The sequence below is a fragment of the Kitasatospora sp. NPDC008115 genome (genome assembly GCF_042957205.1).
Taxonomy (GTDB): Bacteria; Actinomycetota; Actinomycetes; order Streptomycetales; family Streptomycetaceae; genus Kitasatospora.
Window position 1 is genome coordinate 42961 of record NZ_JBIBHU010000027.1, and the last position, 23702, is coordinate 66662.

The 23702-nt window shown below is 73.8% G+C and carries 28 protein-coding genes and 1 pseudogene; 7 read left to right on the forward strand and 22 right to left on the reverse strand.

Features of this window, described 5'->3' with window-relative positions:
• Positions 1 to 37 precede the first annotated feature (37 nt).
• The 3 genes from ACFZBX_RS28905 to ACFZBX_RS28915 all read right to left on the reverse strand — a co-directional run bounded on the left by ACFZBX_RS28905 (position 38) and on the right by ACFZBX_RS28915 (position 3603).
• Complete coding sequence (locus ACFZBX_RS28905; RefSeq protein ID WP_391536743.1) at positions 38 to 493, reverse strand: hypothetical protein; 456 nt, start codon at positions 491 to 493, stop codon at positions 38 to 40.
• A 236-nt stretch (positions 494 to 729) separates the two neighbouring features.
• The gene (locus tag ACFZBX_RS28910; RefSeq protein WP_391536744.1) at positions 730 to 2100 is read right to left on the reverse strand and encodes a M14 family metallopeptidase; all 1371 of its coding nucleotides are present in this window, start codon (positions 2098 to 2100) and stop codon (positions 730 to 732) included.
• Between the two features lie 144 nt (positions 2101 to 2244).
• Positions 2245 to 3603: a BTAD domain-containing putative transcriptional regulator gene (locus ACFZBX_RS28915; RefSeq protein WP_391536745.1), complete on the reverse strand. Its 1359-nt coding sequence runs from the start codon at positions 3601 to 3603 to the stop codon at positions 2245 to 2247.
• A 106-nt stretch (positions 3604 to 3709) separates the two neighbouring features.
• Here ACFZBX_RS28915 and ACFZBX_RS28920 point away from each other — a divergent pair, with 106 nt between their 5' ends.
• Positions 3710 to 4237, forward strand: a complete 528-nt coding sequence (locus tag ACFZBX_RS28920; RefSeq protein ID WP_391536746.1) for a hypothetical protein — start codon at positions 3710 to 3712, stop codon at positions 4235 to 4237.
• A 96-nt stretch (positions 4238 to 4333) separates the two neighbouring features.
• On the opposite strand, the gene ACFZBX_RS28925 is transcribed toward ACFZBX_RS28920, so the two are convergent.
• The 4 genes from ACFZBX_RS28925 to ddaH form a co-directional block, all read right to left on the reverse strand.
• Entirely contained in the window at positions 4334 to 5020 is a 687-nt protein-coding gene (locus tag ACFZBX_RS28925; protein WP_391536747.1) for a Tat pathway signal sequence domain protein, read from the reverse strand.
• Positions 5021 to 5210: 190 nt separating this feature from the next.
• Positions 5211 to 6374 carry a hypothetical protein gene (locus ACFZBX_RS28930; protein WP_391536749.1) on the reverse strand — a complete coding sequence of 388 codons (1164 nt, stop codon included), beginning with the start codon at positions 6372 to 6374 and terminating at the stop codon, positions 5211 to 5213.
• Entirely contained in the window at positions 6371 to 7816 is a 1446-nt protein-coding gene (locus tag ACFZBX_RS28935; RefSeq protein ID WP_391536751.1) for a hypothetical protein, read from the reverse strand. Before ACFZBX_RS28935 ends, ACFZBX_RS28930 begins: the two co-directional genes overlap by 4 nt.
• A 197-nt stretch (positions 7817 to 8013) precedes the next feature.
• Positions 8014 to 8832 carry a dimethylargininase gene (gene ddaH / locus ACFZBX_RS28940; protein ID WP_391536752.1) on the reverse strand — a complete coding sequence of 273 codons (819 nt, stop codon included), beginning with the start codon at positions 8830 to 8832 and terminating at the stop codon, positions 8014 to 8016.
• A 319-nt stretch (positions 8833 to 9151) separates the two neighbouring features.
• On the opposite strand from ddaH, the gene ACFZBX_RS28945 reads away from it, so the two are divergent.
• The gene (locus ACFZBX_RS28945) at positions 9152 to 9994 is read left to right on the forward strand and encodes a class I SAM-dependent methyltransferase (RefSeq protein WP_391536753.1); all 843 of its coding nucleotides are present in this window, start codon (positions 9152 to 9154) and stop codon (positions 9992 to 9994) included.
• Positions 9995 to 10007: 13 nt separating this feature from the next.
• On the opposite strand, the gene ACFZBX_RS28950 is transcribed toward ACFZBX_RS28945, so the two are convergent.
• The 11 genes from ACFZBX_RS28950 to ACFZBX_RS29000 all read right to left on the reverse strand — a co-directional run bounded on the left by ACFZBX_RS28950 (position 10008) and on the right by ACFZBX_RS29000 (position 17098).
• Complete coding sequence (locus ACFZBX_RS28950) at positions 10008 to 11000, reverse strand: aldo/keto reductase (RefSeq protein WP_391536754.1); 993 nt, start codon at positions 10998 to 11000, stop codon at positions 10008 to 10010.
• 132 nt (positions 11001 to 11132) lie between these two features.
• Positions 11133 to 11495, reverse strand: a complete 363-nt coding sequence (locus ACFZBX_RS28955; RefSeq protein WP_391536755.1) for a hypothetical protein — start codon at positions 11493 to 11495, stop codon at positions 11133 to 11135.
• Positions 11496 to 11583: 88 nt separating this feature from the next.
• Positions 11584 to 12651, reverse strand: coding sequence for a hypothetical protein (locus tag ACFZBX_RS28960; protein ID WP_391536756.1), 1068 nt, complete (start codon positions 12649 to 12651; stop codon positions 11584 to 11586).
• A gap of 146 nt (positions 12652 to 12797) precedes the next feature.
• Positions 12798 to 13343, reverse strand: coding sequence for a hypothetical protein (locus ACFZBX_RS28965; RefSeq protein WP_391536757.1), 546 nt, complete (start codon positions 13341 to 13343; stop codon positions 12798 to 12800).
• 79 nt (positions 13344 to 13422) lie between these two features.
• A complete protein-coding gene (locus ACFZBX_RS28970; protein WP_391536758.1) occupies positions 13423 to 13686 on the reverse strand; it encodes a hypothetical protein in 264 nt (87 codons plus the stop codon).
• A gap of 111 nt (positions 13687 to 13797) precedes the next feature.
• The gene (locus tag ACFZBX_RS28975) at positions 13798 to 14670 is read right to left on the reverse strand and encodes a GNAT family N-acetyltransferase (RefSeq protein ID WP_391536759.1); all 873 of its coding nucleotides are present in this window, start codon (positions 14668 to 14670) and stop codon (positions 13798 to 13800) included.
• Positions 14667 to 15515: a hypothetical protein gene (locus ACFZBX_RS28980; protein ID WP_391536760.1), complete on the reverse strand. Its 849-nt coding sequence runs from the start codon at positions 15513 to 15515 to the stop codon at positions 14667 to 14669. The genes ACFZBX_RS28975 and ACFZBX_RS28980 overlap by 4 nt, the downstream gene beginning before the upstream one ends.
• Positions 15479 to 16054 carry a hypothetical protein gene (locus ACFZBX_RS28985; RefSeq protein ID WP_391536761.1) on the reverse strand — a complete coding sequence of 192 codons (576 nt, stop codon included), beginning with the start codon at positions 16052 to 16054 and terminating at the stop codon, positions 15479 to 15481. Before ACFZBX_RS28985 ends, ACFZBX_RS28980 begins: the two co-directional genes overlap by 37 nt.
• 77 nt (positions 16055 to 16131) lie before the next feature.
• A complete protein-coding gene (locus ACFZBX_RS28990; RefSeq protein WP_391536762.1) occupies positions 16132 to 16557 on the reverse strand; it encodes a hypothetical protein in 426 nt (141 codons plus the stop codon).
• A gap of 132 nt (positions 16558 to 16689) precedes the next feature.
• Complete coding sequence (locus ACFZBX_RS28995; protein ID WP_391536763.1) at positions 16690 to 16842, reverse strand: hypothetical protein; 153 nt, start codon at positions 16840 to 16842, stop codon at positions 16690 to 16692.
• A gap of 4 nt (positions 16843 to 16846) precedes the next feature.
• Entirely contained in the window at positions 16847 to 17098 is a 252-nt protein-coding gene (locus tag ACFZBX_RS29000) for a hypothetical protein (protein ID WP_391536764.1), read from the reverse strand.
• 433 nt (positions 17099 to 17531) lie between these two features.
• On the opposite strand from ACFZBX_RS29000, the pseudogene ACFZBX_RS29005 reads away from it, so the two are divergent.
• From ACFZBX_RS29005 to ACFZBX_RS29020, 4 genes and pseudogenes are all read left to right on the forward strand, one after another.
• Positions 17532 to 17714: pseudogene (locus tag ACFZBX_RS29005) on the forward strand (helix-turn-helix domain-containing protein); the annotation flags it as partial.
• An 87-nt stretch (positions 17715 to 17801) separates the two neighbouring features.
• Positions 17802 to 18800 (forward strand): transcriptional regulator, encoded by a 999-nt coding sequence (locus ACFZBX_RS29010; RefSeq protein ID WP_391536817.1) that lies wholly within the window; start codon positions 17802 to 17804, stop codon positions 18798 to 18800.
• A gap of 3 nt (positions 18801 to 18803) precedes the next feature.
• Entirely contained in the window at positions 18804 to 19163 is a 360-nt protein-coding gene (locus tag ACFZBX_RS29015; protein ID WP_391536765.1) for a hypothetical protein, read from the forward strand.
• 144 nt (positions 19164 to 19307) lie between these two features.
• Positions 19308 to 19445, forward strand: coding sequence for a hypothetical protein (locus tag ACFZBX_RS29020; RefSeq protein WP_391536766.1), 138 nt, complete (start codon positions 19308 to 19310; stop codon positions 19443 to 19445).
• A gap of 40 nt (positions 19446 to 19485) precedes the next feature.
• Here the strand turns inward: ACFZBX_RS29020 and ACFZBX_RS29025 are convergent, their stop codons facing one another.
• From ACFZBX_RS29025 to ACFZBX_RS29040, 4 genes are read right to left on the reverse strand one after another with little or no spacing between them, the layout of a single operon-like run.
• Entirely contained in the window at positions 19486 to 20034 is a 549-nt protein-coding gene (locus tag ACFZBX_RS29025; RefSeq protein WP_391536767.1) for a recombinase family protein, read from the reverse strand.
• A 15-nt stretch (positions 20035 to 20049) separates the two neighbouring features.
• Complete coding sequence (locus tag ACFZBX_RS29030) at positions 20050 to 20547, reverse strand: DUF3291 domain-containing protein (protein ID WP_391536768.1); 498 nt, start codon at positions 20545 to 20547, stop codon at positions 20050 to 20052.
• Positions 20548 to 20578: 31 nt separating this feature from the next.
• Positions 20579 to 21244 carry a helix-turn-helix transcriptional regulator gene (locus tag ACFZBX_RS29035; protein ID WP_391536769.1) on the reverse strand — a complete coding sequence of 222 codons (666 nt, stop codon included), beginning with the start codon at positions 21242 to 21244 and terminating at the stop codon, positions 20579 to 20581.
• A gap of 45 nt (positions 21245 to 21289) precedes the next feature.
• Positions 21290 to 22054, reverse strand: a complete 765-nt coding sequence (locus tag ACFZBX_RS29040; protein WP_391536770.1) for an SOS response-associated peptidase — start codon at positions 22052 to 22054, stop codon at positions 21290 to 21292.
• A gap of 240 nt (positions 22055 to 22294) precedes the next feature.
• Here ACFZBX_RS29040 and ACFZBX_RS29045 point away from each other — a divergent pair, with 240 nt between their 5' ends.
• Positions 22295 to 23689 (forward strand): FAD-dependent oxidoreductase, encoded by a 1395-nt coding sequence (locus tag ACFZBX_RS29045; protein WP_391536771.1) that lies wholly within the window; start codon positions 22295 to 22297, stop codon positions 23687 to 23689.
• The last annotated feature ends 13 nt before the right edge of the window (positions 23690 to 23702 follow it).

Consider the following 23702-nt stretch of genomic DNA (forward strand, 5'->3'; position numbering starts at 1 on the left):
GTGGGGCCGGCCCGCGTGGGTGGTGCCGTGGGCGGTGTCAGCAGGGGACGGTGATCGTGTGCGTCGCCGGGGAGGGCGGCCAACCGCCGTTGTCCACACTGAAGTTGGAGGTCACCGAGGTCCCGCAGGGGACGGTGATGGTGATCCCGCCGACGTAGCTGCCACCGGAGGGCACCAGGGCGGTCGTGTAGACCGGAGCCATCGGCGGCAGGGCCGGCGTGCTGCCGGAGATCTTGAAGCCGACGTTCTGGGCGACCCAGGCCGGGTTGGTCGGGTAGGCGTGCCCGAAGAGGCGCACCTGGGTGCCGTTGACCTCGATACAGGCGCGGGTCTGCAGCAGGCCGGGCGCGCCCGGGGTGCCACAGGAGGTGATCGGTCCGGGCGGACCGGCGGGGCCGGTGGTGGCGGCGACGGCGGCCGGGGCGGCGGTGGCCGTCAGTGCGGCGAGGACCGCGGCGCCGGCCAGGGCGGCGGCGGTGCGGGGACGGTGCATGAGTGGGTTCCCTCCCGGTGGGCGCGCGTCCGGCGGGGTTGCCAGAGGCGCATGTGACATGTCACATCACTTTTTGGGTGATCGTGGCACGGGGAGGGGTGATCCGGTCCGGCCGTCGGGGTGAATGACCGGCGGGTGTCAGGCCGTTGGCTTGAACGGGGTGTCATGTCCATTTCCCGTAGCGGTCGGAGTGGCCCGTTCGAATCCCTGGGGTCCGAACGGGCCGACCCGATCCTTCAGTTGGCGATGCCGCAGTACTGCTGCTGCTTGCCGATCGCCCGGTAGACGCAGTCGGCGGTCTCCACCAGGCGCAGCACGGCCTCCCGGTTGCGGCTGGTCTCGCGGCCGATCACCTCGTCGGGCGGGTAGAAGCCGCTGGCGCCGTTGGGTCCGGGGTACATCTCGAAGGTGTAGCCGAAGATCCGCTGCGCGCCCCACAGCCAGTCGTCGATCGACCCGTCCGTGATGTAGAGGTCGCTGGACTGCTCGGGCGTGTAGTTGTTGGTGGAGGCCATCGAACGGCCCAGGGTGGCAAAGGTGTTGTACTCGTCGGCGGTCATGCCGGTGGTGGTGTTGGCGGTGGTCCAGCCGAACGGCCAGAGCACCAGCTCGCTGTAGGTGTGGAAGTCGATGGCCGCGGTGATCTGCTGCCGGCCGCCGACCACCCGGCTGCGCACGAAGTCGGCCACCACCTTGGTCTCCTTGGCGGACTCCGGTGCGCTGCCCCGGTAGGTCTCGCTGGAGGTGGAACCGGAGGAGCCGCCGCAGCAGCCGAACCTGTAGTCCCAGTTGCGGTTGAGGTCGGTGCCGACGTAGCTGCTGCCCGGGTTGGGCTGGCGGTCCTTGCGCCAACTGCGGTAGCGGCCGGTGGCGATGTCGTACTCACCGCCGTCCGGGTTGAGGTCCGGGATCACCCAGATCTCCCGGCTGTTGACCGCGTTGGCGATCCTGGCGTCGGTGGCGTACTTGTCGCCGAACTCGTGCAACAGGTAGAGCGACATCTCGACGGTGAGGTGCTCGCGGGCGTGCTGGTGGGCGGTGAAGAGCACCTCGGGCTCGTTCTCGTCGGCGCCGACGTTGTCGCTGATCTTCACGGCGACGATCGGCCGGCCCTCGTAGGAGGTGCCGATCACCCGCTTGCTCATGATGTCGGGGTGCGCGGCTACGACGGCCTCGATGTCGGCCGCGGCCTCCGCGTAGTTGTGGTAGCCGGAGTCGGCGGACGGGAAGTCGTAGAGCGCCGCGCCGATGCCCTCCTGGCCGGGCACGGCGCCGTACAGGGGGCCCGGCAGGGGGACGGGCGACCAGCCGAGCGCGCGCAGCCGGGCGGCCTCGGCGGGGGTCGCGGTGACGGTCAGTGAGTCGGTCCTGACGGCGTCGACGGAGGCGCCGGTGGCGGCGACGGCGGTGCGCTCGGCGACGGTCCGGGGGCCGTCGAGGCGGTACTGCCGCGCGGAGTCGGCATCGGCATCGGCATCGGAGGCGGAGGCGGCGGAGCCGGCGGCCGGCTGCGCGCCGGCCTGGGCGGTGGTGAGCGGGACGGCGAGGGCGAGGGCCAGCAGGACGGCGGTGGCCGCGGCCGGCTTCCCTCGGCGGGGCAGTCGCATGACTGTCCTCCTGTGGGGGTCCGTAGGGACGGAACGGTGGAGGAGGGGGGTGCGGCGCCGCGAGGTTGATGCTCCGTCAATGTCATGCAATCGTCAAGGAGTTGGGCGGAACCCGAGGCGGAACCGGCCCGGCCGTACGCCGGCTCAGGACCTCCTCGCGGCCCTGGCCGCCGCCCCGCAGGTCGCCAGACTGCACCAGCGCCGCCGCCCGGCCGCGTCCAGGAACAGCCAGCCGCAGTCCGCGCTCGGGCAGCGCTGGACGGTCAGCCGGCGCGGCTCGGCGAGGAGTTCGGCCGCCGCCCGGGCGGCGCCGTACAGCGGCAGCCGCAGCCCGGCCGACGGCGGCAGCCGCCACTGCGCCAGGCCGTCCTCGCCCCGGGTGAACACCGCTGCGCGGGTGGCGAGTTGGACCACGGCGGCCACCTCGCCGAAGGCGGCACCGTCCTGCGGATCGGTCAGGCACGCGTACAGCGCCGAGCGGAACGCGCGGGCCTCGGCCAGCACGGCCGCCGCCTCGTCCGGGTGCTGCTCGGCCTGCCGCAGCAGCGACTCGACCAGCGGCTGCGCCGCGAGGTCCTGGTGCCCGGCCCAGACCGCGAGCGTCGAGTAGCCGCGCAGCCAGTCGGAACCGGGCGGCGCGGCCGGCGCGCCCCACCCGGCGAAGGTGTTGCAGAACTCCAGCGCCGGGTGGCCGCCCGCGCTCCACGGCAGCCACTCCTCGCCCACCCGCACCGCGTACAGCGGCGCCGGCGGCCGGTCCAGCCGGGGGTCGGCGCGCAGGATCCGCTCGTGCAGCTCGGCCAGTTCGACGCCCGGCTCCACGCCCAGGGTCTCCACCAGCGTCCGCCGGGTGTGCCGGTAGAGGGCGAGCGCCTCGCCCTGCCGACCGGCCCGGTACAGGGCCGTCATCGCGGCGCGCACCAGTCGCTCGCGGGGCGGCAGGCCGTCCAACTCGCCGTCGCGCAGCGGGAGATCGGCGAGCAGCCGGTCGTGCCGGCCCATCGTGAGGAGGAGTTCGGCGCGCTGTTCCAGGGCCGACAGCCGCAGGTGGAGCAGCCGCCCGCCGAGCCGCCCGCGCAGCGCGTCGTCGGCGACGTCCGCGAGCAGCGGCCCGCGCCAGAGCGCGAGCGCCCGGTCCTGGCAGCGCAGCCGCTCGGCGGGGTCGCCGGTGACGGAGGCGCGGGCCGTGAGGTCGAGGAACTCCCGGACGTCCAGGGCGTGGTGGCCGGGCGCGAGGGCGTACCCGTCGTGCCGGGTGCCGATCACCACGCCGTGCGGGCGCAGCCGGGCGCGCAGCCGTCCGATGTAGGTGTGCACGGTGCCGCGCGCCGAGGCGGGCGGGCTGCCGTGCCAGAGCAGGTCGATCAGCCGCTCGGTGGCGACCACCCGGCCGTCCTCCAGCAGCAGGACGGCGAGCAGGCACCGCTCCTGGCGGCGGGCGCCGGCCAGCACGGGCACGCCGCGGTGGTCGGCCTCGAACGGGCCGAGCAGTCGGAACTCCATGGCGGGCCACCCTACGGCGCCCGTCCGGGGGACATGGTGAGAATCCGGTCAGCCGCCCCTGCCAGGCTGGCCGCCGAACAGTCCGACGCCCCACCAGGAGATCCGCATGCGCCGCATCCCCCTCCGCCTCACGACCGCCGTCGCGGCCGTCGCCGCCCTGGTCGCGACCCTGGCCGCCGCCCCGACGGCGGTCGCCGCCGGGCGCGGCGGCTGGGAGCCGTGGCCCTCGCCGTCCTTCGACCTGCCGGCCGGCGCCCGCTGCGACTTCCCGGTGCACCTGGAACCCGTGGTCGACCGCGTCGAGCGGCACGTGCTGGCCGCCGACCCGGACGGCACGGTCCGCCGCGTCGCCTACCGGGGCGCCCTGGTCATGCGGCTCACCAACACCCTGACCGGCGCCCACCACGACGCCGACGCCGGTGGCCGCTCCCACGTCGGATACCGTTCCGACGGCTCCCAGACCTGGCGCGCCCACGGCCCGGTCCTCCTCGGCTTCGGCGCCGGCGCGGGCAACCTGCCCCGCGACCTCTACACCGTCGACGGCGACTACACCATCGAGATCGGCGCCACCGGCTACCGCACCCTCACGATCAAGCACGGCTCCGCCGAGCCCCTCTGCGCCAAGGTCGCCTGACCCCGGTCCCCGGCGTCCGGCCGACGGAGGCGAGCGGTGCGCGGGGGTGCACCGCTCGCGGGCCGGGCCGGGCCGGGCCGGGGTGGGGTGGGGTGGTCAGTTGACGTCGACCGCCGGGGCGCCGGGGAGGGTGGAGTCGGTGAGCGGGCCGTAGCCGGCGGAGAAGTAGCCCTCGCCGGGGCAGAGGGCGGAGCCGGCGCTCCTGACGAAGCGGGCGTTGCGGAAGACCAGGGTGTGCGCGGTGTTGTCGGCGGTGCCGGTGAAGGCGCCGCTGAGCTGGTAGGTGCAGGTGAGGGTGCCGAACCAGCTGTTGAGCACGGCCGAGGCCTGGATCGGGCCGGCCGTCCCGGCGGTGAGGGTGACCGGGTGTCCGGCGGCGGAGCCGATCGCCACGTTGTACGCGAGGTTGCCGACCGTCAGGCTCCTGACCGAGGTGACGCCGGTGACGTTGGCCGTGCAGGAGCCGAAGGTCAGGCCGGTCAGGGTGCTGGTGGCGGTCCCCGGGGCGGCGGGGTTGGCGAGTACCTTCGCGGTGAACGGCGAGACTGCGCAGAACACGCCGGTCGAGCCGGTGGCGTCCGAGGAGAAGGTGGCGCGGGTGCCCGCGGCGAGCGGCGCGAGCAGGACGTCGCCCACGGCGACGGCCGCCCCGCCGGCGGTCAGCACGGGTCCGGCGGCGGGTCCTGCGGCGGTGGCGGCGGTGGGGACGGCGGCGGCCGGGAAGGCGCCGACGGCGAGGGTCGCGGCGGCCGCGGCCAGGGCAAGGCAGGGGTGCAGACGCATGGGGGTGCCTCGTTCTCGGTGAGGGTGACGAGCGGGCGGACGCCCCGGCCCGTCGGAGAAGTGGGGTCCGGCGCCGGGGAGTTGACTAGTTTGTAGAGCGCTGTCCGCACACCGTCAAGGAGCGGCGCGGCACTTGTTGACAATTCGTCAGCAACTCCCGTTCGAGGCCTTGCCGCCGCCGCCCCGTGCGCTACCCCCGCGCCGAGCGGCGGTAGTGGTCCAGGACGTCCTGGCGCAGCAGGTCGCCGAAGCCGGCGGCGTCGAGGCGGAGGGCGAGTTGTGGCTCGGTGACGCCGAGGGCGGTGGCGGTGGTGGGGAGGTGCCAGTCGTGGGCGGCGAGGCGGTCGAGGAGGTGGGCGCGGCGGGTCTGGGGTTCGGAGAGGCGGAAGGTCTTGAGGTAGGCGAGCCGGCCGTGCTCGTCGGTGATCGCCTCGCCGATGTGGTTCTCCCGGCGGGGGCGGAACTCGGGGAGGAAGCGGGCCAGGGTGAAGCGGTCGAGGCGGCGGACGACGCGGGCCCGGTAGGCGGTGTCCAGGAGGCCGCCGGCCATGGTGTCGTCGTGGAAGGCGGCCCAGGCGCGTTCCTGCGCGGCGACGGCGGCGCGCAACTCGGCGGTGGAGGTGATCGGGCCGGCCGCGCGCAGGTCCGCGCGGAAGTCCGGGACGGGGGCGGACAGCAGGGCGTAGTGGTGGATCAGTTCGCCGTAGAGGTCGAGCAGCAGGGTGCGGTGCAGGGCGCGGTAGTCGTCGGGGTGCGGGACGGCGAAGGCGGCGGCGAGCGCGTCGGCGACGTACACGACCAGGCCGCACTGGCCGGGGTGGAGCTCGAACACCCGCAGCGCGTCGGCCAGGCCGCGCACCTGGTCGCCGGCGTAGGCCTCCTCGGCGCGCGGGGACAGGCCGCGCCGCAGGGCCCGCTCGGACCACTGCTCCCAGGCCACGGACGGGCCGCCGAAGTGCAGCGCGAGGTAGCCGTCCAGGGCGAGGTGCAGCGGCAGGAAGCGCAGCCGGGTGCGGCCCGCGCGCTTGGCGAGGCGGCGCGGCGGCCGGAGCCGGACGAGGTCGGCCGGGGAGCCGCCGGGCGCGTCCAGCCGGGTGCCGTACGCGGCTGCCGGGGTGCCGTCGCGGGTCCAGTCGGCGACGAAGCCGTGCGGGATGTAGGAGAGGTAGGCGGTGCGGCGGCCGACCGGGACGGCGGCGTACTCCTCCTCGTACAGCTCCTGGTGCAGCCGCAGGTCCGCGATCGGCTCCGGGCGGACCAGCGGGACCAGCCGCACGCCGCCCCACACCTGGGCGGGCCGGGTCTCCAGGCCGGTGAGGTCGAGTCGGAAGCCGGGCAGGGCGGTGCCGCTCACCGGACGGTCACCTGCACGGGGGCGAGGAAGCGCGCGGTGCGGGCCGCCAGGTGGGCCGTCAGCTCCGCGAGGTCGGTACGGCCCTCGGCGAAGCGGGCGAACTCGACCAGCGCCGGCAGGTCCTCGGCGTCGCGCAGCCCGGCGGTGGGCACCGTCGGGGCGAGCCGGCGGACGTCGAAGCCCTCGGCGTCGTAGACCGGGTTGAGGTGCACGACGCTGGTCCGGCGCTCCGGGTCCAGCCGGGTGCGCCACACCCGCAGCACCTCGGCGGCCAGGCCCGGCGGGGCGTTGTCCCAGCCGTCCGAGACGATCAGCAGGCGCTGCGGCGCGGTGTCGAGCGCGTCCAGCACCCGGTGGCCGAGCGGGGTGGGGCCGGACGGGCGGGCGAGCAGCGCGTCGGTGCGCCCGGAGGTCCACAGCGCCGTGTACTCACCCGCCAGCGCCTCCAGCAGGAAGTGGCAGGCGAGCGCGGCGGCCAGCGGCCGGCGGCGCTTGACGCCCGAGCCGTACGCCGACCAGCTGTCGTCCAGCACTGCCGTGACCCGCCCCCAGCTCCCCTCCTCGGCCCCGGCCGCGCGCACGGCCCGGCGCGCCGCCCCGCGCAGGGCGCCGGTCAGCTCCGCGCGGCGGGCGGCCCGGTCGGCGGGCGGCAGGCCCAGCACATAGGAGGCGAGCCGGGTCAGCGGCATCCGCGCCAGGTCCGCGGCGACGGCGCCGGCCCCGGCGGCGCGGGCGGACTCCTGGAGGCGCAGCCGCTCCAGGGCGGTCAGCCGCGGTGCGATGCGCTTCAGGAAGTCGGCCCGCGGGATGCCGTGCCGCTGCGCGAAGGACTCCGCGACGGTGTAGGGGAGTTCGAAGACGGCGGCCTGCTGGTGGTGGGCGCGCCGCCAGGCGTCCAGCAGCGGCGCCCGGTACTTGGCGCGCCGGCGCGGGGCGTACAGGAAGTCGCCGGTCTCCGCCTCGGCGGGCCGCAGATGGGTGTGGCGCAGCGCCCGCTTGAGCCCGGCGCGGTACTTGACGGCGTCGAGCGCCTGGTCGGGGCGCGCGGCGAGCCAGTCGCGCAGGATCGCGCGGGTGCGGCGGTTGTTGACCTTGGCGCGGCGCAGCTCGCCGATCAGCCGGTAGACCCGCTGCGGCGGCAGCAGCTCCAGCCGGCGGGCGATCAGCCGGCCCTCGGTGCGCCGCTGCTCCTCGGTGGCGTCCCGGGCGGTCTCCAGCAGGCGGCGGACGATCAGGGCGGCGTTGTGGTCGTTGATGTCGAGGGCGAGCGCGGCGGCGTACGGGCCGCGGTAGTTGACGCGCACGTACTCGTGCAGGAAGTCCAGCGAGAGCTGCTGCTCGGCCGCCCCGGAGTGGAACTCGTGCTGGCCGGTGCCGGTGATCGCGGCGTTGACGAACAGCAGCACGTCCTCGGCGGCGACGAGGTCACCGTACGTCTCCACCGGCCCGTCCCGCCCTTCCGCCCGCGTGCCGCCGTGTCCTGGGGCCGGCCGGGGAATGGGGGCGCGAACTGCGAATCATCGCGTTAAGGGCACGTTCCGGAAGTCGCACCGGAGTCCCGCGGCCGGCCGGTCGACGCTATCACCGGGCGGCCGCGGGGCACAGCGGGTTTTCCACCGGCGGCCGCGGAAACGGCAGGTCAGGCCGGGGCACCGCGCAGTTCCAGGGTGCAGCACTTGACGCTGCCGCCCGCCTTGAGCAGCTCGGAGAGGTCGATCCCGATCGGCTCGAAGCCCCGGGCGCGCAGCCGCGCCGCCAGCCCCACCGCCGCCTCCGGCAGGACGACCCGGCGGCCGTCCGAGACGGCGTTGAGGCCGAAGACGGCGGCGTCCTCGTCGGTGGCGAGCACGGCGTCCGGGTACAGCTCGGCCAGCGTGCTCCGGCTCTCCGGGGAGAACGCGGCCGGGTAGTACACGATCTCGTCCTCGCCGAGCACCGCGAGCGCGGTGTCCAGGTGGTAGTAGCGCGGGTCGACCAGCTCCAGGGTCACCACCGGGCGGCCCAGCACCCGCTGCGCCTCGGCGTGCGCCCGGCGGTCGGTGCGAAAGCCCGTCCCGGCCAGGAGCCGCCCGCCGGCCAGGAGGTAGTCGCCCTCGCCCTCGTTGGTGAACCCGGCCTGCACCACCGTCCGGTAGCCCCGGGCGCGGAACCACTCCAGGTACGCCGGGGCCTCGTCGGCGCGCTCGTGGTGCCGGAACCTGGCTACCAGGGCGGTGCCGTCGACGACGGTGGCGCCGTTGGCGGCGAACACCATGTCGGGCAGGCCGGGGAGCGGCTCGATCAGCTCGACGGTGTGGCCCAGTTCCCGGAACAGCGCGTACAGCCGCTCCCACTGGGTGAGGGCGAGGGCGGCGTCGGTCGGCTTGGCCGGCTCCATCCACGGGTTGATCGAGTAGTCGACCGTGAAGTGGGCCGGACGGCACATCAGGTAGTGGCGGGGGCGGGCGGTACGGGACACGGGCGGTGGTCTTCCTTCCGGCGGGGTGGGGCGGAGGGGTCGTGCGGCGGGCCGGTGCGGTGGCGGGGTGTGCCCGGCGCCGGCTGCCCCGAGCGTGCCGGGCGCGGCGGTCGTGGACATGGCCGCCGCGTGCACGTCCGTCGGACGCCGGAGGTCCGGCGAGGGCGGCGGGGGGGGAGGAGGAGGGCGGTGCTGCCGGTGCCTGGACGGCGACACGCGGGCAGGAACGTGCCTGCACCGGTGCCGCGCCGTGCCGGGATGCACTGGGCCGGGATGCACTGGGCCGGGCAGTGCACGTCATCGAGAAGGAGGTCGTCGGATGGGGACGGAGACGGGGACGAGGGCGGCGGGGGCCGGTCCGGTCCGGGTACTGGACGTCTCCGGCGCGGACTACCGCCGGGCGTTCGAGCTGTTCCTCGCGGGCACCGACGAGAAGCCGCTCACCCACGCCCGGCTCGGCGAGGTGGTCGCCGGACTGGACCGGCGCCGGGTGCTGCTGGACGTGGGCGCGGGGGAGGGGCGGACCACCGCCTTCCTGGCGCAGTACTTCGACCGCACGGTGGCCGTCGAGCCGAGTGCGGCGATGCGCGAGAAGCTGCGTCTGGCCTGCCCCGAGGCGCTGGTCCTGCCGGAGCCGCTGGACACGGCCGAGCCGCCGGGCCCGGCGGACCTGGTGCACCTCTCGCACGTGCTGTACTACGTGCCGCCGGCGGACTGGCTGGGCACGGTGCGCCGGGTGCTGGACTGGGTGGCGCCCGGCGGGACGCTGCTGGTGGTGCTGCAGAACCCGGAGAGCCCGTGCATGCGGATGGCCGCGCACTTCACGGGCGTGCGCTACGACCTGCGGCCGCTGGCCGAGCAGCTCTCCGCCCAGGACACCGCCCAGGACGCCGCCCAGGACGCCGACCGGGCCACCGACCGGGCCGCCGCGCAGTGGACGTTCGCCATCGAAGCCCTCGACCTGCACTACCGCACCGACCGGCTGGACGAGGCGGTGGACGTCGCCGAGTTCATGATCAACGTGGCCGACCTGGCCACCATGGACCCGCTGCCCGAACGCGCCGAGCTGGCCTCCTACGTCGAGCGCCACTTCACCCGGCCGGACGGCGGCTACGCCATCGGGCACACCCAGGACATGCTGACGGTCCGCCGGGCGCACTGAGGGGCCGGGCGGGTCAGGCCCAGGGCAGCGCCGAGCGGGTGCGCCAGTACTCCTCGGCCGGCTCGGCCAGTTCCGCCAGGCCGGCCAGGTCATCGGCGTCCAGGGCACGCCCGACGGCCTCCAGGTTGGAGGCCAGCTGACCGGTGGTGGCCGCCCCGGAGAGCACCAGGTCCGCCCAGGGCTGCGCGGCGACGGCGGCCAGCGCCAGGGCGTCGCAGGACGCGCCGGTGCGGGCCGCGAGCGCCCGCAGCGCGGCGGTCGCCGGGCCGGTGGCGTTGCGGTCGGCGAGCCGGCCGTTGGCCATGCCCTCCTTGACCACCACCAGCCACCCGGCCTCGTAGGCCTCGGCGAGTGCCGGGCCGGCGGACGGCTCCAGCAGGTTCCAGGTGGACTGCACAGCGGCGAACAGCGGCCGCCCGTCGACCGTCACCGCCAGGGCCGCGCGCACCGCCGCGGCCTGCTCGGGGCCACTGGTGGACAGGCCCACCCGTACGCCCCCGGCGGCCAGCGCGGCGAGCCGGGCGTGCAGCGCGGGGTCGGTGAGGGCGGGGCTGTCCGGGGTGACCGAGTGCACCAGGTAGATGTCCGGCAGCCCGCCGAGCAGCGCCCGGGTCTCCGCCACCTGGCGGTCGAACACCGCCGTCGAGTGCTCCTTGACCTCGTGCACCGGTACGCCGCCGGCCCGCCAGCCGGCGGTGTAGGTGTAGCCCCACTTGCTGCCGACCGTCACCTCCTGCGCCGCCTGCGGCCGGGCGGCGAGCCATTCGCCGAGGAACTCCTCCGCGCGCCCGTACGAGCGGGCGGTGTCGAAGTAGCGCACGCCGGCCGCGAAGGCGGCGTCGAGCAGGGTGTGGGTGCGCTCGCGCAGGGCGTCGACGGTGCGCTCGGCGGGCAGGTCCAGGTCGCGGCCGAGCGTGATGTACCCGGGCCGGCCGACGGCCGCGGTGCCCAGACCGAACCGTGCGATCGACGGCTCGGCGGCTTCGGCGGCGGGGTCGGTCGGCATGGCGGGCTCCTTCGGCCGGCTGTCGGCGGCGGGTGCGCGCCGCTCCCGCATCCTATCCGCCCGCACCGCCCCTGACCTGCGCCGACGCCCCGCCGGGATCAGCGTCCCGCCGGGATCAGCGTCCCGCCGGGATCAGCGCCCCGTCAGTGGGTCGGCCCGGCCGAGCAGCTCCGCGAGCGGGACGCCGGTGCGAGCGGCGAGGATGCGGCGGGCGCGCAGCTGCGCACGGGTGCGGGGGCGGAACCTCGGATCCCGCCCGCACCCGCACGGCTCGAAGCCCTCGTAGCGCAGCCCGGCGCCCAGAACCGCGGCGACGACCGACCATGCCTTCCGATTGCTGCGGCGGGGTGCGGCGAAGTCGTGGCCGGCGCACTGCAGCGGCCCGGTGCACCGCGGGCAGGTGTGTCCGGCGTCGGCGGGATGCCGTTTGAAGCTGATCCGGCACGATACGCACGCGTAGTGCAGCTTGTAGTGGACGAAGGCGTAGGTGCACACGGGCCGACCGTACCGGTGGCACCGCGCCGTGGGCCAACGGGTTCTGGGAGCAGGGCCCGGGAGGCCGGGGCGCGGCGCCTTCCGGCGGTCACGCCCCTGCCACGCTCCACCGGTTGAGCGTTCCGTCCGCGTCGTCGTACGTCAGCCAGCTGCCGTCCCCGAGCGGGCGCGCGTAGCCGTCGACGGGGCCGCCGGGGTAGTCGACGCTCCCGCGTATCTCCAGGGTGCGGGCGTCCAGCAGCCAGTGCCGCCCGTCCGCCGGATCGTCGGCGCAGTCCAGGGTCGAGGCGAGGACGGTGTCGGCGTCGACGAAGCCGCAGTCGTGGTCCCAGCAGGGCGGGTCCTCGTCCTCGCCCTGCTCGGGCTCCCGCCGGGCGAGCACGCTGCCGTCCAGCGCGTGCAGCCGCAGGTCCGAGCCGCCGTGCTCGACCGTCAGGAACCCCGGGTGGCCCGGGTGGACGTCCGCCAGGATGCGGTCCAGGTCCTGGTTGACGTCCCAGCTGCCGAGCTCCGCGCCGTCCCGGCGGGCCCAGTGCAGCAGGACGCCGTCCTGGCCCATGCCGATGGAGAGGCCGATGTGCGCGCCGTCCGGGTGGGAGAGCTGGCACGAGCCGGAGGTCTCGCTGTGCGGCAGCGGCAGACGGGCCAACTCCCCGCCGTCCCAGGCGTCCAGGACGACCCAGTGCTCCCGGCGGTTCTGCGCCGCCGAGACGGAGGCGACATGCGCCCAGACCAGCCGGCCGTCGTCGGAGACCAGGCACGAGCCGTGTTCCCAGCCGGCGCACACCTCCTGCGCGTCGCCGGTGTGCGGGTGGCCGGACGGGTGTCCCCAGCAGGCGTGCGGGTACTCCCACAGCGTCGTCCCGTCCCGCGCCACCGCCCGCACGGCGCGCTGGCCGGCGAACACCGCGAACTCCCCGCCGGGGCTCACCGACTGGCCGCCGTGCCGCCATCCGGGCCAGGGCAGCGGGAAGACGGCGGCCGGCACGCGCTCCCCGGCGAACAGCTCGTCCAGCTCGTGGACCTCCAGTTCGCCCTCGTGCCGGAGCAGCGCGCGGCGCGAGCCGTCCCCCCGGCGTTCGAGCGCGGAGCCGCTGATCAGTGCGGCGCCACCCGGCAGCTTCACCGAGTCGCGCAACCGTGCGGTGATCGACATGCGCCGACCCTAGCGTGCGGCACCGACAACGGCCTCGTCCGCCGGGGAGAACGTGCCACCCTTGCACCGTGTTCCCGACCTGCGAAAACGGGCTGAGGTGTAAGCGGCCACAACCGTGTCGCGGCCCCTTACACCTCGTAGTCCCGTCACGGGAACAGGCGGTACGCGTCGAGTGCTTGTCCTCGGGCTTCCTGGCGGGCCCGTGCGGTGTACTGGGCGGCCTGCTTGCGATTGCGCAGGGTCACGCCCCAGGTTTGGAGCAGGCGCTTGATCCTGTTGGGGTTGACGCCGTAGCGCTGGGCGAGCGCCTGGGCGGAGGTGCCGTCGGTGTAGAGCTTGACGGCTTCCTCGCGGTCCACCCGGGGGTCCTCTCCCGGGTCCGGGGCCGTGCGCAGGGGGACGTCCCAGGCTTCGAAGAGGATCTCCATGCGGCGGCGGGTGACGCCGTAGTTCCGCATGAGCGTGGAGAGGGAGGCACCGCCGGTGTAGAGGCGGACTGCCTCCTCGCGGTCCACGTTGGGGTCGCTGGTCACCGGGGCTTTGGTGGCTCCCCAGTCGCGGAGCCATTTGCCCATGGTGCCGTCGGACACGCCGTGCTGTTTCGCGAGTGTGTACAGCGAGGCTCCGGCGGCGTAGGCGGTGATCAGGTCGGTGCGGGTCTTGCCGGTGGGCTCGGGGATCTTGGGTGGCACGGGGATCCGTTCGGGGCGTGGAGGGCCCCGCTCTCATGCGGTGGTGTGGTCACGCACGGAGCGGGGCCGGTCGGTGGGGTCAGGGCATCGTCGTTCGACGCGGGAGGGCGATGGGCTCCCACGGCAACGGGGCGGGGCGCAGGCCGGCCGCTTCGTCAAGTGGCCCGACGTGGTGCCCGGCCCTGAGCAGCTGGTCCCGGAGCCACCCGGGGTCGCAGTCGTACACCGTCGCGAGTCGTCTGACGCCGACGCCGGAGGCGAATCGCTCGGCGACGGCCGGCAGCGCGGCGATCACGAGTGTCCTGAGCATGTACTGGTGGTCTTGTGCGGTGGTGGCCCACATGGCCTTCTCCGTTGGGGGCGCAAGGGGCCACCTCCCCGCGACTGCGGGGGCAGCGGCGGGGAGGCGGCGGTCCCGCCGCCGGGGGTTGAGGGCGGCGGGGGTTCGGGACGGTCAGGTTCCGGTGGGGTGGAAGGTCACGATCACGTCCGCCCACTCCTGCTTCGTGCTCGGTTCGTACGTCCAGCGGCCCGTGTCCTGGGCGACCCGTCGGGCGTGCGTCAGCAGGGCCTCTCCGAAGTGGTAGACGCTCGGGTCGAGTTCCAGCGGTCGCCACTGGCGTGCGGCGGAGGCGATCAGTTGTGCGGCGAGGCGTTCGAAGTCGTCGGTGGCCGACCAGCCGACGTTGTCGGGAATCCCACGCAGACCGGGCAGACCGTCCGGGCCGGGCACGGCGGCCTGTCCCATGAACGTGTACTCGGCGCGCCAACGCTTGCTCGGATTGAAGCCGCCGGGGCCAGAAGTGTCGCTCATGGGAGTGTTCCTGTGAGTCGGGGGTGCGGGTTCGAGAAGGGGGCCGCCGACCGTTCGCGAGGGCCGGATGACGTACGTCAGGCAGTCGGGGTCTTCCCCGGTCGGTACGAATCCCGCTTTGAGGAGGACGCGGCCGGAGGCCGGGTTGTCCGGGTGGTGCTTGGCGCGGACCTCCGGCAGGCCGAGGTGTCCGAACGCCAGCGCGAGGATCTTGTGGACGCCTTCGGTGGCGTAGCCCCGGCCCCAGGCGTCGGGGCGCAGGATGTAACTGATGGCGGCGGCGGGGCGGTCGCGGTGCAGTTTGACAATGCCCACGAGGTCGCCGTCCACGGCGAGGCCAAGCATGTACAGCGCGCGGGGGTGCTGGGCTGCGTGGGCGGCGGCAGTTCGGGCGTAGTAGCGGGCTTCGGCGGCGTCCATCGGTGCCCGGCCCAGGTACCTGGTCGCTTCCGCGCTGTAGATCCGCAGCAGGGCTCCGGCGTCGCCGGGGACCAGCTCCCGCAGCTCGATCACCCGTTCACCGCTTCGACGAGCTTGACCAGTTCGGCGGCGGTGGGCCGGTCGTCGGGGGCGGCCGTCAGGACGTAGCGCAGCCGGGCCTGGAGGGCGGGCCAGGGCATCGCGGTGGACATCGGGATGGCGCGGTGGGCGATGGCCTTGCGCTTCGCGTCCACCGGGGCGTCCGTGTCGAGTCCGCCGGCTTCGTAGTCCAGCGGCCACGCGCCCGTGGCGCAGGTCCACAGGGTGCCGGCGAGGGCGTAGACGTCGGCGGGTTGGGTCGTGTCGACGGGCTGGGGGCCGTTGATGATCCGGGCGGCCAGTTCGGGGGCCGTGAGGTGGATCATCGTGCCGTCGAACCTCGGCCATGGTGTGTCGCCGAGTCGCCGGGACCAGGCGAAGTCGAGGAGCCGGACGCCGTGCTCGGTGTGGATGCCGTGCTGGGGCTGGAGGTCCCCGTGCACCCATCCGGCATGGTGCAGGTCGGCCACGGCGCGGCACAGGTCGACGGCGGCGGCCAGGGCGGCGTTCCTGCCCTCGTTCTTCTTGCGCAGGGGACGGAAGACGTCCCAAGTGGACGGTCCGGCCAGCCACGGGGTGACGTACCAGACGCCTTCGGGGAAGCGTCCGACGGTCACGGTGTAGCCGGGGAGCTGGTCCAGCACGGAGGCTTCGCGGGCGGTGACCTCGGCGGCCTCGCCGGTGCCGAGCTTGATGCTCACCGCCCCGCGCGGACCACTGGCCTTCCACACCGCCGAACCCCGCCGGTGACTGATCTCCTCCAGCTCCAGCTCCAGCGTCCCGCATGCCGCCTCTGCGGCGCTCAGCGCTTCTGCGGCAACGGAAGTGAACTCGCCCATTCTCGTACTGCCTTCCACTCGCAAGGGATGTGCTCGAAGACGTCCCGACCGTCGTCGGCCGCCACGGACAACGCCGCGGCGAGGTCGGGCGTGGTCTCCAGGAACTTCGGGTCCAGCGGCCGGACGCCCGCCCGTACCGGGAGGAACGAGAACGGCGGCGGCGGAATGCTCTGCCCGCGCCGGCCGGTCTCGACCGCGCCCTGGGCGAACTTGCCGAACATGACCCCGACCGGGGCGTAGAGGTTCTTCAGGGCCCAGTGCGGCCAGGCCAGGAGTTCACGGTGGTCCGCGTCTTCGCAGTGCCCGCGCAGCACCACGTTCTCGCACGCGAGAACACCGTACGGTCGGCCCATCAGCGGACGGATCCACTCCGCGGCCTGGACCCCGGCGTGGAACAACTCGGCCTCCACGGCGTACCGGTGGCTGCCCGGCGTGATCTCGTACACGGTCCACCCGGTCATGCCCCGCCGGGTGGACGGCCGCAGGAACGGGCAGTGCTCGTGGAGCCTGGCGAGGTAGTCGTCCGTGTCGACGCTCACCGGGTTCTCCGTCCGGGCCTTGGTGAGGCGGAGCGCCCCGGCGGTCGGCCGGGACGCTCCGTCGAACGGTGCGGTGATCACAGGTAGGACGCCGCCGGGGTCAGGTCGTCGCCGTCGCCGGGGCCGGGCTTGGGGCCGCAGTCCCACTCGGCGGTGACGGTTCCGCTCTCGCGGTACCGCGTGAGGGCTTCGGTGTTCACGGTGCCGTCGGCGTTGGTGAACCAGATCTCCGGCAGGGGGCCGTACGCCTCCTCGTACGCGGCCACCCAGGCGATGGGCCCGAAGCCCCTCGTCTCGACGTGGACCAGCTCGCGGCCGGCGTACCGGAGGGTGAACGCCTCGTGGGCGGCGGGGTCCGCGAGGAGGGCGTGCCACGCGGAGTCGACGGCGGCGGAGAACATCTGCGGCGCGGTCTTGCCCGCGTCGATCCGCCGCGCCGCGATCGTGAAGAACTTGCCCAGCTCGTCCAGCTCGACGCCGGGCTTGATGGTGGCGGTGCTCACGTGCCTCTCCAATCGGGTTGGATCTGCCCGCCCGGGTGCGGGTGAGCAGTCGTTCGGGGGTGGTGCCGCCCGGCCCGACAAGGCACCGTCGGCGGGCCGGGGGTTCATGGGGCGCCCAACGCGCGGGTCCTGCTAGAAGGTCCGCCCGGAGGCGATCAGGGCCGTTGCCAGCCCTATGAGGGCGAACAGCGCGACCGTGTAGGCCACGGCGACCGCTCGGGGGGTCGGTTCACCGCGTGCGGCCTGCTCGGCCGCCTCTCGGTAGTCGTCCTGGCCGTCGTCCACGGGCCTACGCCGGCCGCTTGTCGAGCGCGGCCCGCAGCGCGGCACGGCGGCGGGGCGTGCGGGCGATGATGATGCAGTCCTGGCAGATCGGGTGGCAGGTGCCCTGTTCCTCGCCCGGGGCCTGGAGCGAGGCGCCCGCGCAGACCAACGTGTCCCGCTGGCAGGCCCAGCAGGTTCCCAGGCGGTAGCCGTCGGGCCTGTCCGTGACGGGCCCGTCGCCCATGAGCCGGACGGGCAGCGGCGGTGGGGCGCTCAATCCGTGGGCTCCAGTCGTCGTGGATTCGGGGGCGGTTAAGCCGGCGCCCATCAGGCCGAATGAGCCGACAGGCTGGTACGCCGAGCCGTGCAGTCCCGGCAGGTGCAGGTGGACCGCACGGCGGCGATCTGAAGGAGCATTCCCACGGAGGGGGCGTGATCGGCCGCTCGGGCCGCCCGGTAGTCGTCCAGCGGGTTCCAGCCAGCGGGAAGCTGGGAGAGTTCGTGCTTCGATGGACTGGCTACGACCTCGTGGTACACCCGTGGGGTGGTACGTCTTGCCATCGCTCTACTTCCTTCGCCGCCTGGAATAGATGACTCCAGTGAACGACCTGGGAGTTGTGCCGAACCAGAGCAGAAGGTGAGCACCTATCAGGCATAATCGAGGCACTGTCCGGCTTGACCTGGGCCTTTCGATCCGAGCGGAGGCCGTTGTGGCTCCGAGAAGGACGCGACTCGCGCAGCGCCGCAGAGCGCTGGGCTACAGTCAGGAAGCGTTCGCCGAAGTTCTGGGAGTGGCGGTCTCCACAGTCACCCGCTGGGAGGCCGGCAGGAATGACCCCCAGGGGTACGTACACCCCAAGATGGCAACGGCCCTCAAGGTCACCCCTGAGGGGCTGGCGGACCTCCTCGCACCAGAGGTGACAGCCCCGGACTGTTCGGTGGTCTACGCCGCTGCCCCGCCTCTTGGTGATACTGACGACATGAAGCGCCGCGACGTCCTGAGTCTGCTCGCCGTGACTGGTGCGCTCATTGCCCTGCCGGGCTCTGAAAGGCCCTTGTCCCGGTCCGGAACGGCTGCGTCCCTGGCAGAAGCCGGGCCGGAGCTCAACTCGCACCTCTGGAAGGTGTTCGTACTCTCTGACTCCAAACAAGCCGTGTACCCCATGGTCAGGCACCAACTAGGCCTCCTGGCCAAGGGGCTGGGAGATAACCAGAGCGATGCTTCCCGTCAGCAGCTCTGCGCGCTGGTCGGAGACCTGTATCAGCTAGCCGGCGAGATCTTTTTCGACGCCAACCGGTACACGGATGCCGCACACTGCTACACCCTGGCCGCCAGCGCCAGCCGGGAGGCCGGCGCTTTCGATATGTGGGCTTGCGCACTAACCAGGCACGCGTTTGTGGAACTCTACGAGCGGCGATTCACCGTCGCTGCTCCGATACTGGCAGCGGCTTCTCAAATCGCCGAACGAGGAGACAGCCATCTGTCGACTCGGTACTGGGTGGCAGCGGTCCAGGCGGAAGTTCATGCTGGACTCGGCGATCTCGATGCCACCAAGCGTGCCCTTGATGACGCCGAGCAAGTACACGGCTTGTCCGGGCAGCTTCATAACGGCGGCTGGCTTCGATTCGACGGTTCGCGTCTCGCCGAGGAGCGCGGGACCTGCTATCTCGCGCTCGGCCGGCCGGATTTGGCGGAGCAAGCGCTGACAGCAGCGCTCTCACAAAAGCTCTCGCTACGTCGTCGCGGGGCGGTACTTGCGGAGTTGGCAGCCTTGAGTGCCGAGCGCCGCGACCTCGACAAGACGAGCCATTACACTCACGCTGCCCTGGAGCTGGTGGACCAAACCGGCTCTGGCTTCATTAGTAGGAAGATGCAGGGTGTCAGGAGTCGCCTTGCCCCGCTGATGGCCGATGGCCGGGCTTCAGCCCTGCACCAGCAGATCTCGGCGCTTGACAGTGCCCCCTTGGCGAAGGAGTAACGAATGACGACTGATGGGCGGATCTTCCGCGACGCGTGGATCGCGGGTGTTCGGAAGCACTTCCCGGGCGAACCGAAGGCCGGCTACGTCGCGCCCTGGGACGAGACCCCGGATTGGGAGCGGGAGTGCGCCACCGCGGTCTACGGCCAGGTCCGCGACTTCATTGTTGTGAGCGGCGGCAATACGTCGAAGCTCACTCGGGAACAGAAGGGCCGGTTCGTGGCGACGTGCTGGATCGCTCAGATCCACAAGCACATCGAGAACCCGAAGCCTGGCTATGTCGCCGACTGGATCGACCTGCCGCTCTGGCAACAGGAGACTGACGCGGACATCTTCGAAGCGATCGAGCGCACACCCTCCTGACCGACCTGCCTCTGCCCCGCCGGTCCGCCTTCCCAAAACCGCCGCAGGGGCGGGCCGGATGGAGGCCGCGGGGGTGGGGCCTGGTGTCAGCGGCCCGATTTCGACGCCGTCGGCGAGCAGCTGCCGGATGGCGGCGTCGGCCTGGTGCTGCTGCTCGGCCTGCTCACGACGCCGCAGGAACTCGACCCGGGACTGCGCGGCTTGGCGCTTCAGCTCCAGGAGACTCTGCCGGGCGGCTTCCCGGCGGCGGGCGGCTTCGAGGCCGCCGGGGAGCGGGGGTAGGGCCTGGGGTTCTGCGCGGGCGGGCCAGGGGTCGGCGAGGTCAGCGCGGTGGTGTTGCCAGATGGTGAGCATGGCGTGGCCGTCGGGGGTGGCCACGACGTCGCCGCGCTCGTCCTGGTGGAGGAATCCGGCGGCGATGACCAGCTCGACCACCTTCCGGCGCACTCGACTCGCGGTCCCGCTCCGCGTTCTCAATGATCCGGCGGCGGTCCTCCGGCCGCTCCGTGTCGAGCCCGTTGATGTCGAAGACCAGCCGCTTACCGGGGCTGTCCAGGATCTTCAGAACGTCGCCCGCGCCCTTGCGGCTGTACCGTGAGGAGTCGTACGCCCGCAGACAGTCGGACTCACCGTCGAGCAGCGTGTGAACCGCCGCGTCGAACTCCGGACGCTTCACGGTCAGCTTGTATGCGGACAGGTTCTCGCGGTAGATGTTCCGGATCGTGTAGCCGTTGGCCTTGCCCCACGCCCGGCCCCGCGTCTCCTGAGCCTTCAGCGACAGGATGTCCCGGGCAGCCGTACCCCTCACGACCTGCGACTTCCGCAGAAGCAGGCCGAGGTTTCGCACCGGTCCGGCAGGCTTGCGAGCCATGGTTCCACTCTCCAGTCAGCGGCACGGGCCTGCATCCTGGAGGTGCAAGGGCGACCCCTCGCTCGGGTACGAGGAGGCGAAGGTGAACGCGCGAGGGGAGGGCCCGTTCGCGCGCAGCTCCGCCAGCCGCTCCAGCGCCTCGTCGAGGCCGGGCCGGTGTCCGGCGGGCACCCACCAGAGCACCAGGTGCGCCTCGACGTGCCGCTCGAACCACTCGCGCCGCCGCCGCACGACGTCCAGGTGGCCACTGCGGTAGGTGAAGTCCCACAGGGCTTCCGGGCTCTCCCACACCGACATGTTGACGATGACGTCCTCGCCCGCGGGACGCAGCCCGGTGGCGTCGGCGGCACCGTCCCCGACCAGCCGCCAGACGAAGCCCGGGGCGTCCTCGGCGGCGGCGTTGACCGGGGCGAGCAGGTCGACGAACGGGGCGATCCGCGGGTCGTCGAGCGGGTGGCTGAGCGTGGCGACGTTGAGCTGGGCGAGGTGGGCGACGGCAGGGGATGAGGTCATGCCCCATCCCAGCACGACCCCGATTTCTATGTCAATCAATATTGTTTTTAGAGGGCTCGACCACCACGCAGCACTCCCCGGGCCGGGGGTCCATCCGGGCGCGGAGCGGGCCGTCCGCGCCGAGCAGCCCCTCCAGCAGGGCGAGGTTCATGCCGCAGACCAGCGGCGGGAAGTGTTCGGCGACGGCGTGGAACGGGCAGTTGCGCATCCGCACGACCTGCCCCGCGGCGTCCTCCGCCGGGTACGGCTCGTAGCCGCGGGCGGCCAGCAGTTCCAGCGCCTCGGCGAGCCCGCCGCAGGGCTCGGCCGGCCCGCGCAGCGCCTCGCCCCGGCGGCGAGCGGCCGCGCACAGCCCGGCGTCCAGCCCGGCCTCCTCGGCGGCCTCGGCGAGCAGTTCGGCGGCGGTGCGGTAGTCGCGGGCGGGCAGCGACACCGACCGCTCGGTCCGCGCCCGGGTGTACACCTTGGCGGGCCGGCCCGCCCCCGGTCCCGAGCGGCCGGTCAGCCGCCGGCTGCCGGTCTCCAGCAGCCCGGCCTCGGCCAGCCGGTCCAGGTGGTGCGCGGCGAGCGTGCGCGCCACCCCGGCCGCCTCGGCGGCCTCGTTGCGGCCGACCTCGCGGCCCTGCGCCGCTACGTACTCGTACAGCCGGCGGCGCACCGGATCCTGCAGCACCGCGATCGCGTCGATGTCCTCCATCCGGCCAGTCTAAGAACAACGCGGATCGGCCATAGAAGCGGCGGCTCAGGTGTAGTGGCCCCCGGTGACCTCCGGCAGCGGGTCCTCGACCGGGTCCAGCAGGCGCGGGCCGTCGTTGCGGACGCTGTTGACCGTGGTGGCCACCGGCCGCACCAGCACCTCGCCGGCCGGGGCGTGCAGCAGGTCGCGCACCTCGGCGGGGTCGGTGGTGGCGGGGTCCAGCCAGGCGTCCACCGCGTCGGGGCCCAGGGTCACCGGCATCCGGTCGTGGATCCGCCCGGCCGCGTCCTTCGCCTCGGTGGTCAGCACGGTGCAGGTGACCAGCCACGCGGCCGGGTCGTCGTCGTGCTCCACGGCGCGGTCGCGCCAGAACTCGTACAGCCCCGCCATCAGCAGCAGTTCGCCGTTCGGCCGGTGCAGGTAGTACGGCTGCTTGTAGGCCTTGCGCCCGTCGGCCGCCGGGACCGCCCGCCACTCGAAGTACCCGTCCGCCGGCAGTACGCACCGCCGTTCCTTGAACGCCTTGCGGAACGCCGGCTTCTCGTGCGCCGTCTCCACCCGGGCGTTGATCATCCGCGCCCCGGAGCCCGGGTCCTTGGACCAGGACGGCACCAGCCCCCAACGCAGCGACCGCACCTGCCGGGTGAGCTCCCCGGTCTCCCGGTCGACCCGCTCCAGCACGCTCGCCACCTGGTCCGTCGGCGCCACGTTCCAGGACGGCGCCAGCGCCTCCGTCGCGGGCCACACGGAGGCGCGCAGCAGGTCGGCCAGATCGGACGGGGTGGTGGTGGAGACGAAGCGACCGCACATGCGCCCCATCCTGCCCGCTCGCCCCGCCGGCCGTCACGCGTTCGCCGGAAGCGGCCCGTCGAGCGGCCCGTTGAGCGGCCCGTCGCGCCGGGTCGGCACCCGGCCCGCCGCGCCGGGTCGGGCGGTCGGGGGCCGGGCCGGCCGAGGTCTCCGGCAACGGGCGCGGCCGACTGCGCCGCTTGCCGGGCGGTGACCACCGACGAGTAAGATCATCTTGCAACACGACGCGAAGGGGAGCATGTGGCGCGGGTTGCGGTGATAGGGGCGGGCATCAGCGGGCTGGGGACGGCACTGATGCTCGGACGGCGGGGACACACGGTCACACTGTTCGACCAGGACGCCCGGGAGGCCGGGGCGGACCTGCACCGGGACTTCTACCACTGGGACCGGCCCCGTGTCCCGCAGGCCGTCCAGCCCCACTCGTTCCTCGCGCCCGTGCGCACCGTGCTGCGCGCCGAGGCCCCCGACGTCCTCGCGGACCTGCTGGCGCGCGGCGCCCGGGAGTACCACGACTTCGACTGGTTCGACGGGCATCCGCCGCGCCGGGCCGGCGACGAGGACCTGGTGACCCTGCGCACCCGCCGCATCGTGCTGGAGGCCGCCCTGACCGCGGCCGTGCGGCGGGAGCCCGGCGTCGAGGTGCGGCGCGGCACCCGGGTGAGCGGCCTCACCACCGCGCCGGAACGCCCCGTGCGGGTCACCGGCGTACGGGTGGGCGCGCAGGAGCACCGGGCGGACCTCGTCGTCGACGCGGCCGGCCGCCGCTCGCCGGTCCCCGGCTGGCTCGCGCGGGCCGGCTGCTGCCCGCCCGTGGTGGAGAGCCACCGCGCCGGGATCGCCTACCTCTGCCGCTGGTACCGCCTGCGGCCCGAAGGACCCCGGAACCCCGGACGGGTGAAGCCCGGTTCCTCCGCGCCGTTCGCGCTGGCCGGCGTCTTCCCGTCCGACAACGACACCGTCGCGGTCAACCTGGTGCTCTCCACGGCCGATCCGACCCGCGGCGCGCTCACCGACCCCGCCGTGTTCGAGGCCGCCGCCCGCCGCTTCCCCGCCACCGCCGCCTGGCTCGACCTGGCCCCCGAACCGCAGTCGCCCGTCCTGGCGATGGCCGGCCTGGACAACCGCTGGACCTCCCTCGCCGACGGCGACGGCCCCGTGGTCACCGGCCTGGTCAACGCCGGCGACAGCCTCGTCCACACCAACCCCACCCTCGGCCACGGCGCGGCCCTCGGCCTGCGCGCCGCCCGGTACCTGGCCGCCCACGCCGACGCGGTCGCGGCCGACCCCGCCGGGTACCACGCCTGGACGGCCCGGGAGTTGCGCCCCTGGTTCGACGCGCAGGTGACGGCCGACCGCGCCAACGAGCGGCGCCTCACCGAGGACCCGCCGCCCCCGGACCGCCGCGCCGCCGCCCGCGCCGCCTGCGCCTTCGACGACCCCGTCGTGATGCGCGCCCGCGCCCGCGTCCGCCACCTCGTCAGCACCCCGGACGAGGCCTACGGCACCGCCGAGGTCGAGCGCCGCCTCACCGCCTGGCTCGCCGCGAACCCCGGCTTCACCCCCGGCCACGACGGCCCCACCCGCGCCGAGTGGGACACCCTCCTCCCCGGCCGGCCGGTCACGGTGAGGCCTTGATCCACCGTTGGTG

Coding starts and splice junctions, on each gene's coding strand:
- ACFZBX_RS28905 (WP_391536743.1), bottom strand. CDS start 493: ATGCACCGTCCCCGCACCGCCGCCGCCCTGGCCGGCGCCGCGGTCCTC.
- ACFZBX_RS28910 (WP_391536744.1), bottom strand. CDS start 2,100: ATGCGACTGCCCCGCCGAGGGAAGCCGGCCGCGGCCACCGCCGTCCTG.
- ACFZBX_RS28915 (WP_391536745.1), bottom strand. CDS start 3,603: ATGGAGTTCCGACTGCTCGGCCCGTTCGAGGCCGACCACCGCGGCGTG.
- ACFZBX_RS28920 (WP_391536746.1), top strand. CDS start 3,710: ATGCGCCGCATCCCCCTCCGCCTCACGACCGCCGTCGCGGCCGTCGCC.
- ACFZBX_RS28925 (WP_391536747.1), bottom strand. CDS start 5,020: ATGCGTCTGCACCCCTGCCTTGCCCTGGCCGCGGCCGCCGCGACCCTC.
- ACFZBX_RS28945 (WP_391536753.1), top strand. CDS start 9,152: ATGGGGACGGAGACGGGGACGAGGGCGGCGGGGGCCGGTCCGGTCCGG.
- ACFZBX_RS28950 (WP_391536754.1), bottom strand. CDS start 11,000: ATGCCGACCGACCCCGCCGCCGAAGCCGCCGAGCCGTCGATCGCACGG.
- ACFZBX_RS28960 (WP_391536756.1), bottom strand. CDS start 12,651: ATGTCGATCACCGCACGGTTGCGCGACTCGGTGAAGCTGCCGGGTGGC.
- ACFZBX_RS28970 (WP_391536758.1), bottom strand. CDS start 13,686: ATGTGGGCCACCACCGCACAAGACCACCAGTACATGCTCAGGACACTC.
- ACFZBX_RS28980 (WP_391536760.1), bottom strand. CDS start 15,515: ATGGGCGAGTTCACTTCCGTTGCCGCAGAAGCGCTGAGCGCCGCAGAG.
- ACFZBX_RS29010 (WP_391536817.1), top strand. CDS start 17,802: ATGAAGCGCCGCGACGTCCTGAGTCTGCTCGCCGTGACTGGTGCGCTC.
- ACFZBX_RS29015 (WP_391536765.1), top strand. CDS start 18,804: ATGACGACTGATGGGCGGATCTTCCGCGACGCGTGGATCGCGGGTGTT.
- ACFZBX_RS29025 (WP_391536767.1), bottom strand. CDS start 20,034: ATGGCTCGCAAGCCTGCCGGACCGGTGCGAAACCTCGGCCTGCTTCTG.
- ACFZBX_RS29030 (WP_391536768.1), bottom strand. CDS start 20,547: ATGACCTCATCCCCTGCCGTCGCCCACCTCGCCCAGCTCAACGTCGCC.
- ACFZBX_RS29035 (WP_391536769.1), bottom strand. CDS start 21,244: ATGGAGGACATCGACGCGATCGCGGTGCTGCAGGATCCGGTGCGCCGC.
- ACFZBX_RS29040 (WP_391536770.1), bottom strand. CDS start 22,054: ATGTGCGGTCGCTTCGTCTCCACCACCACCCCGTCCGATCTGGCCGAC.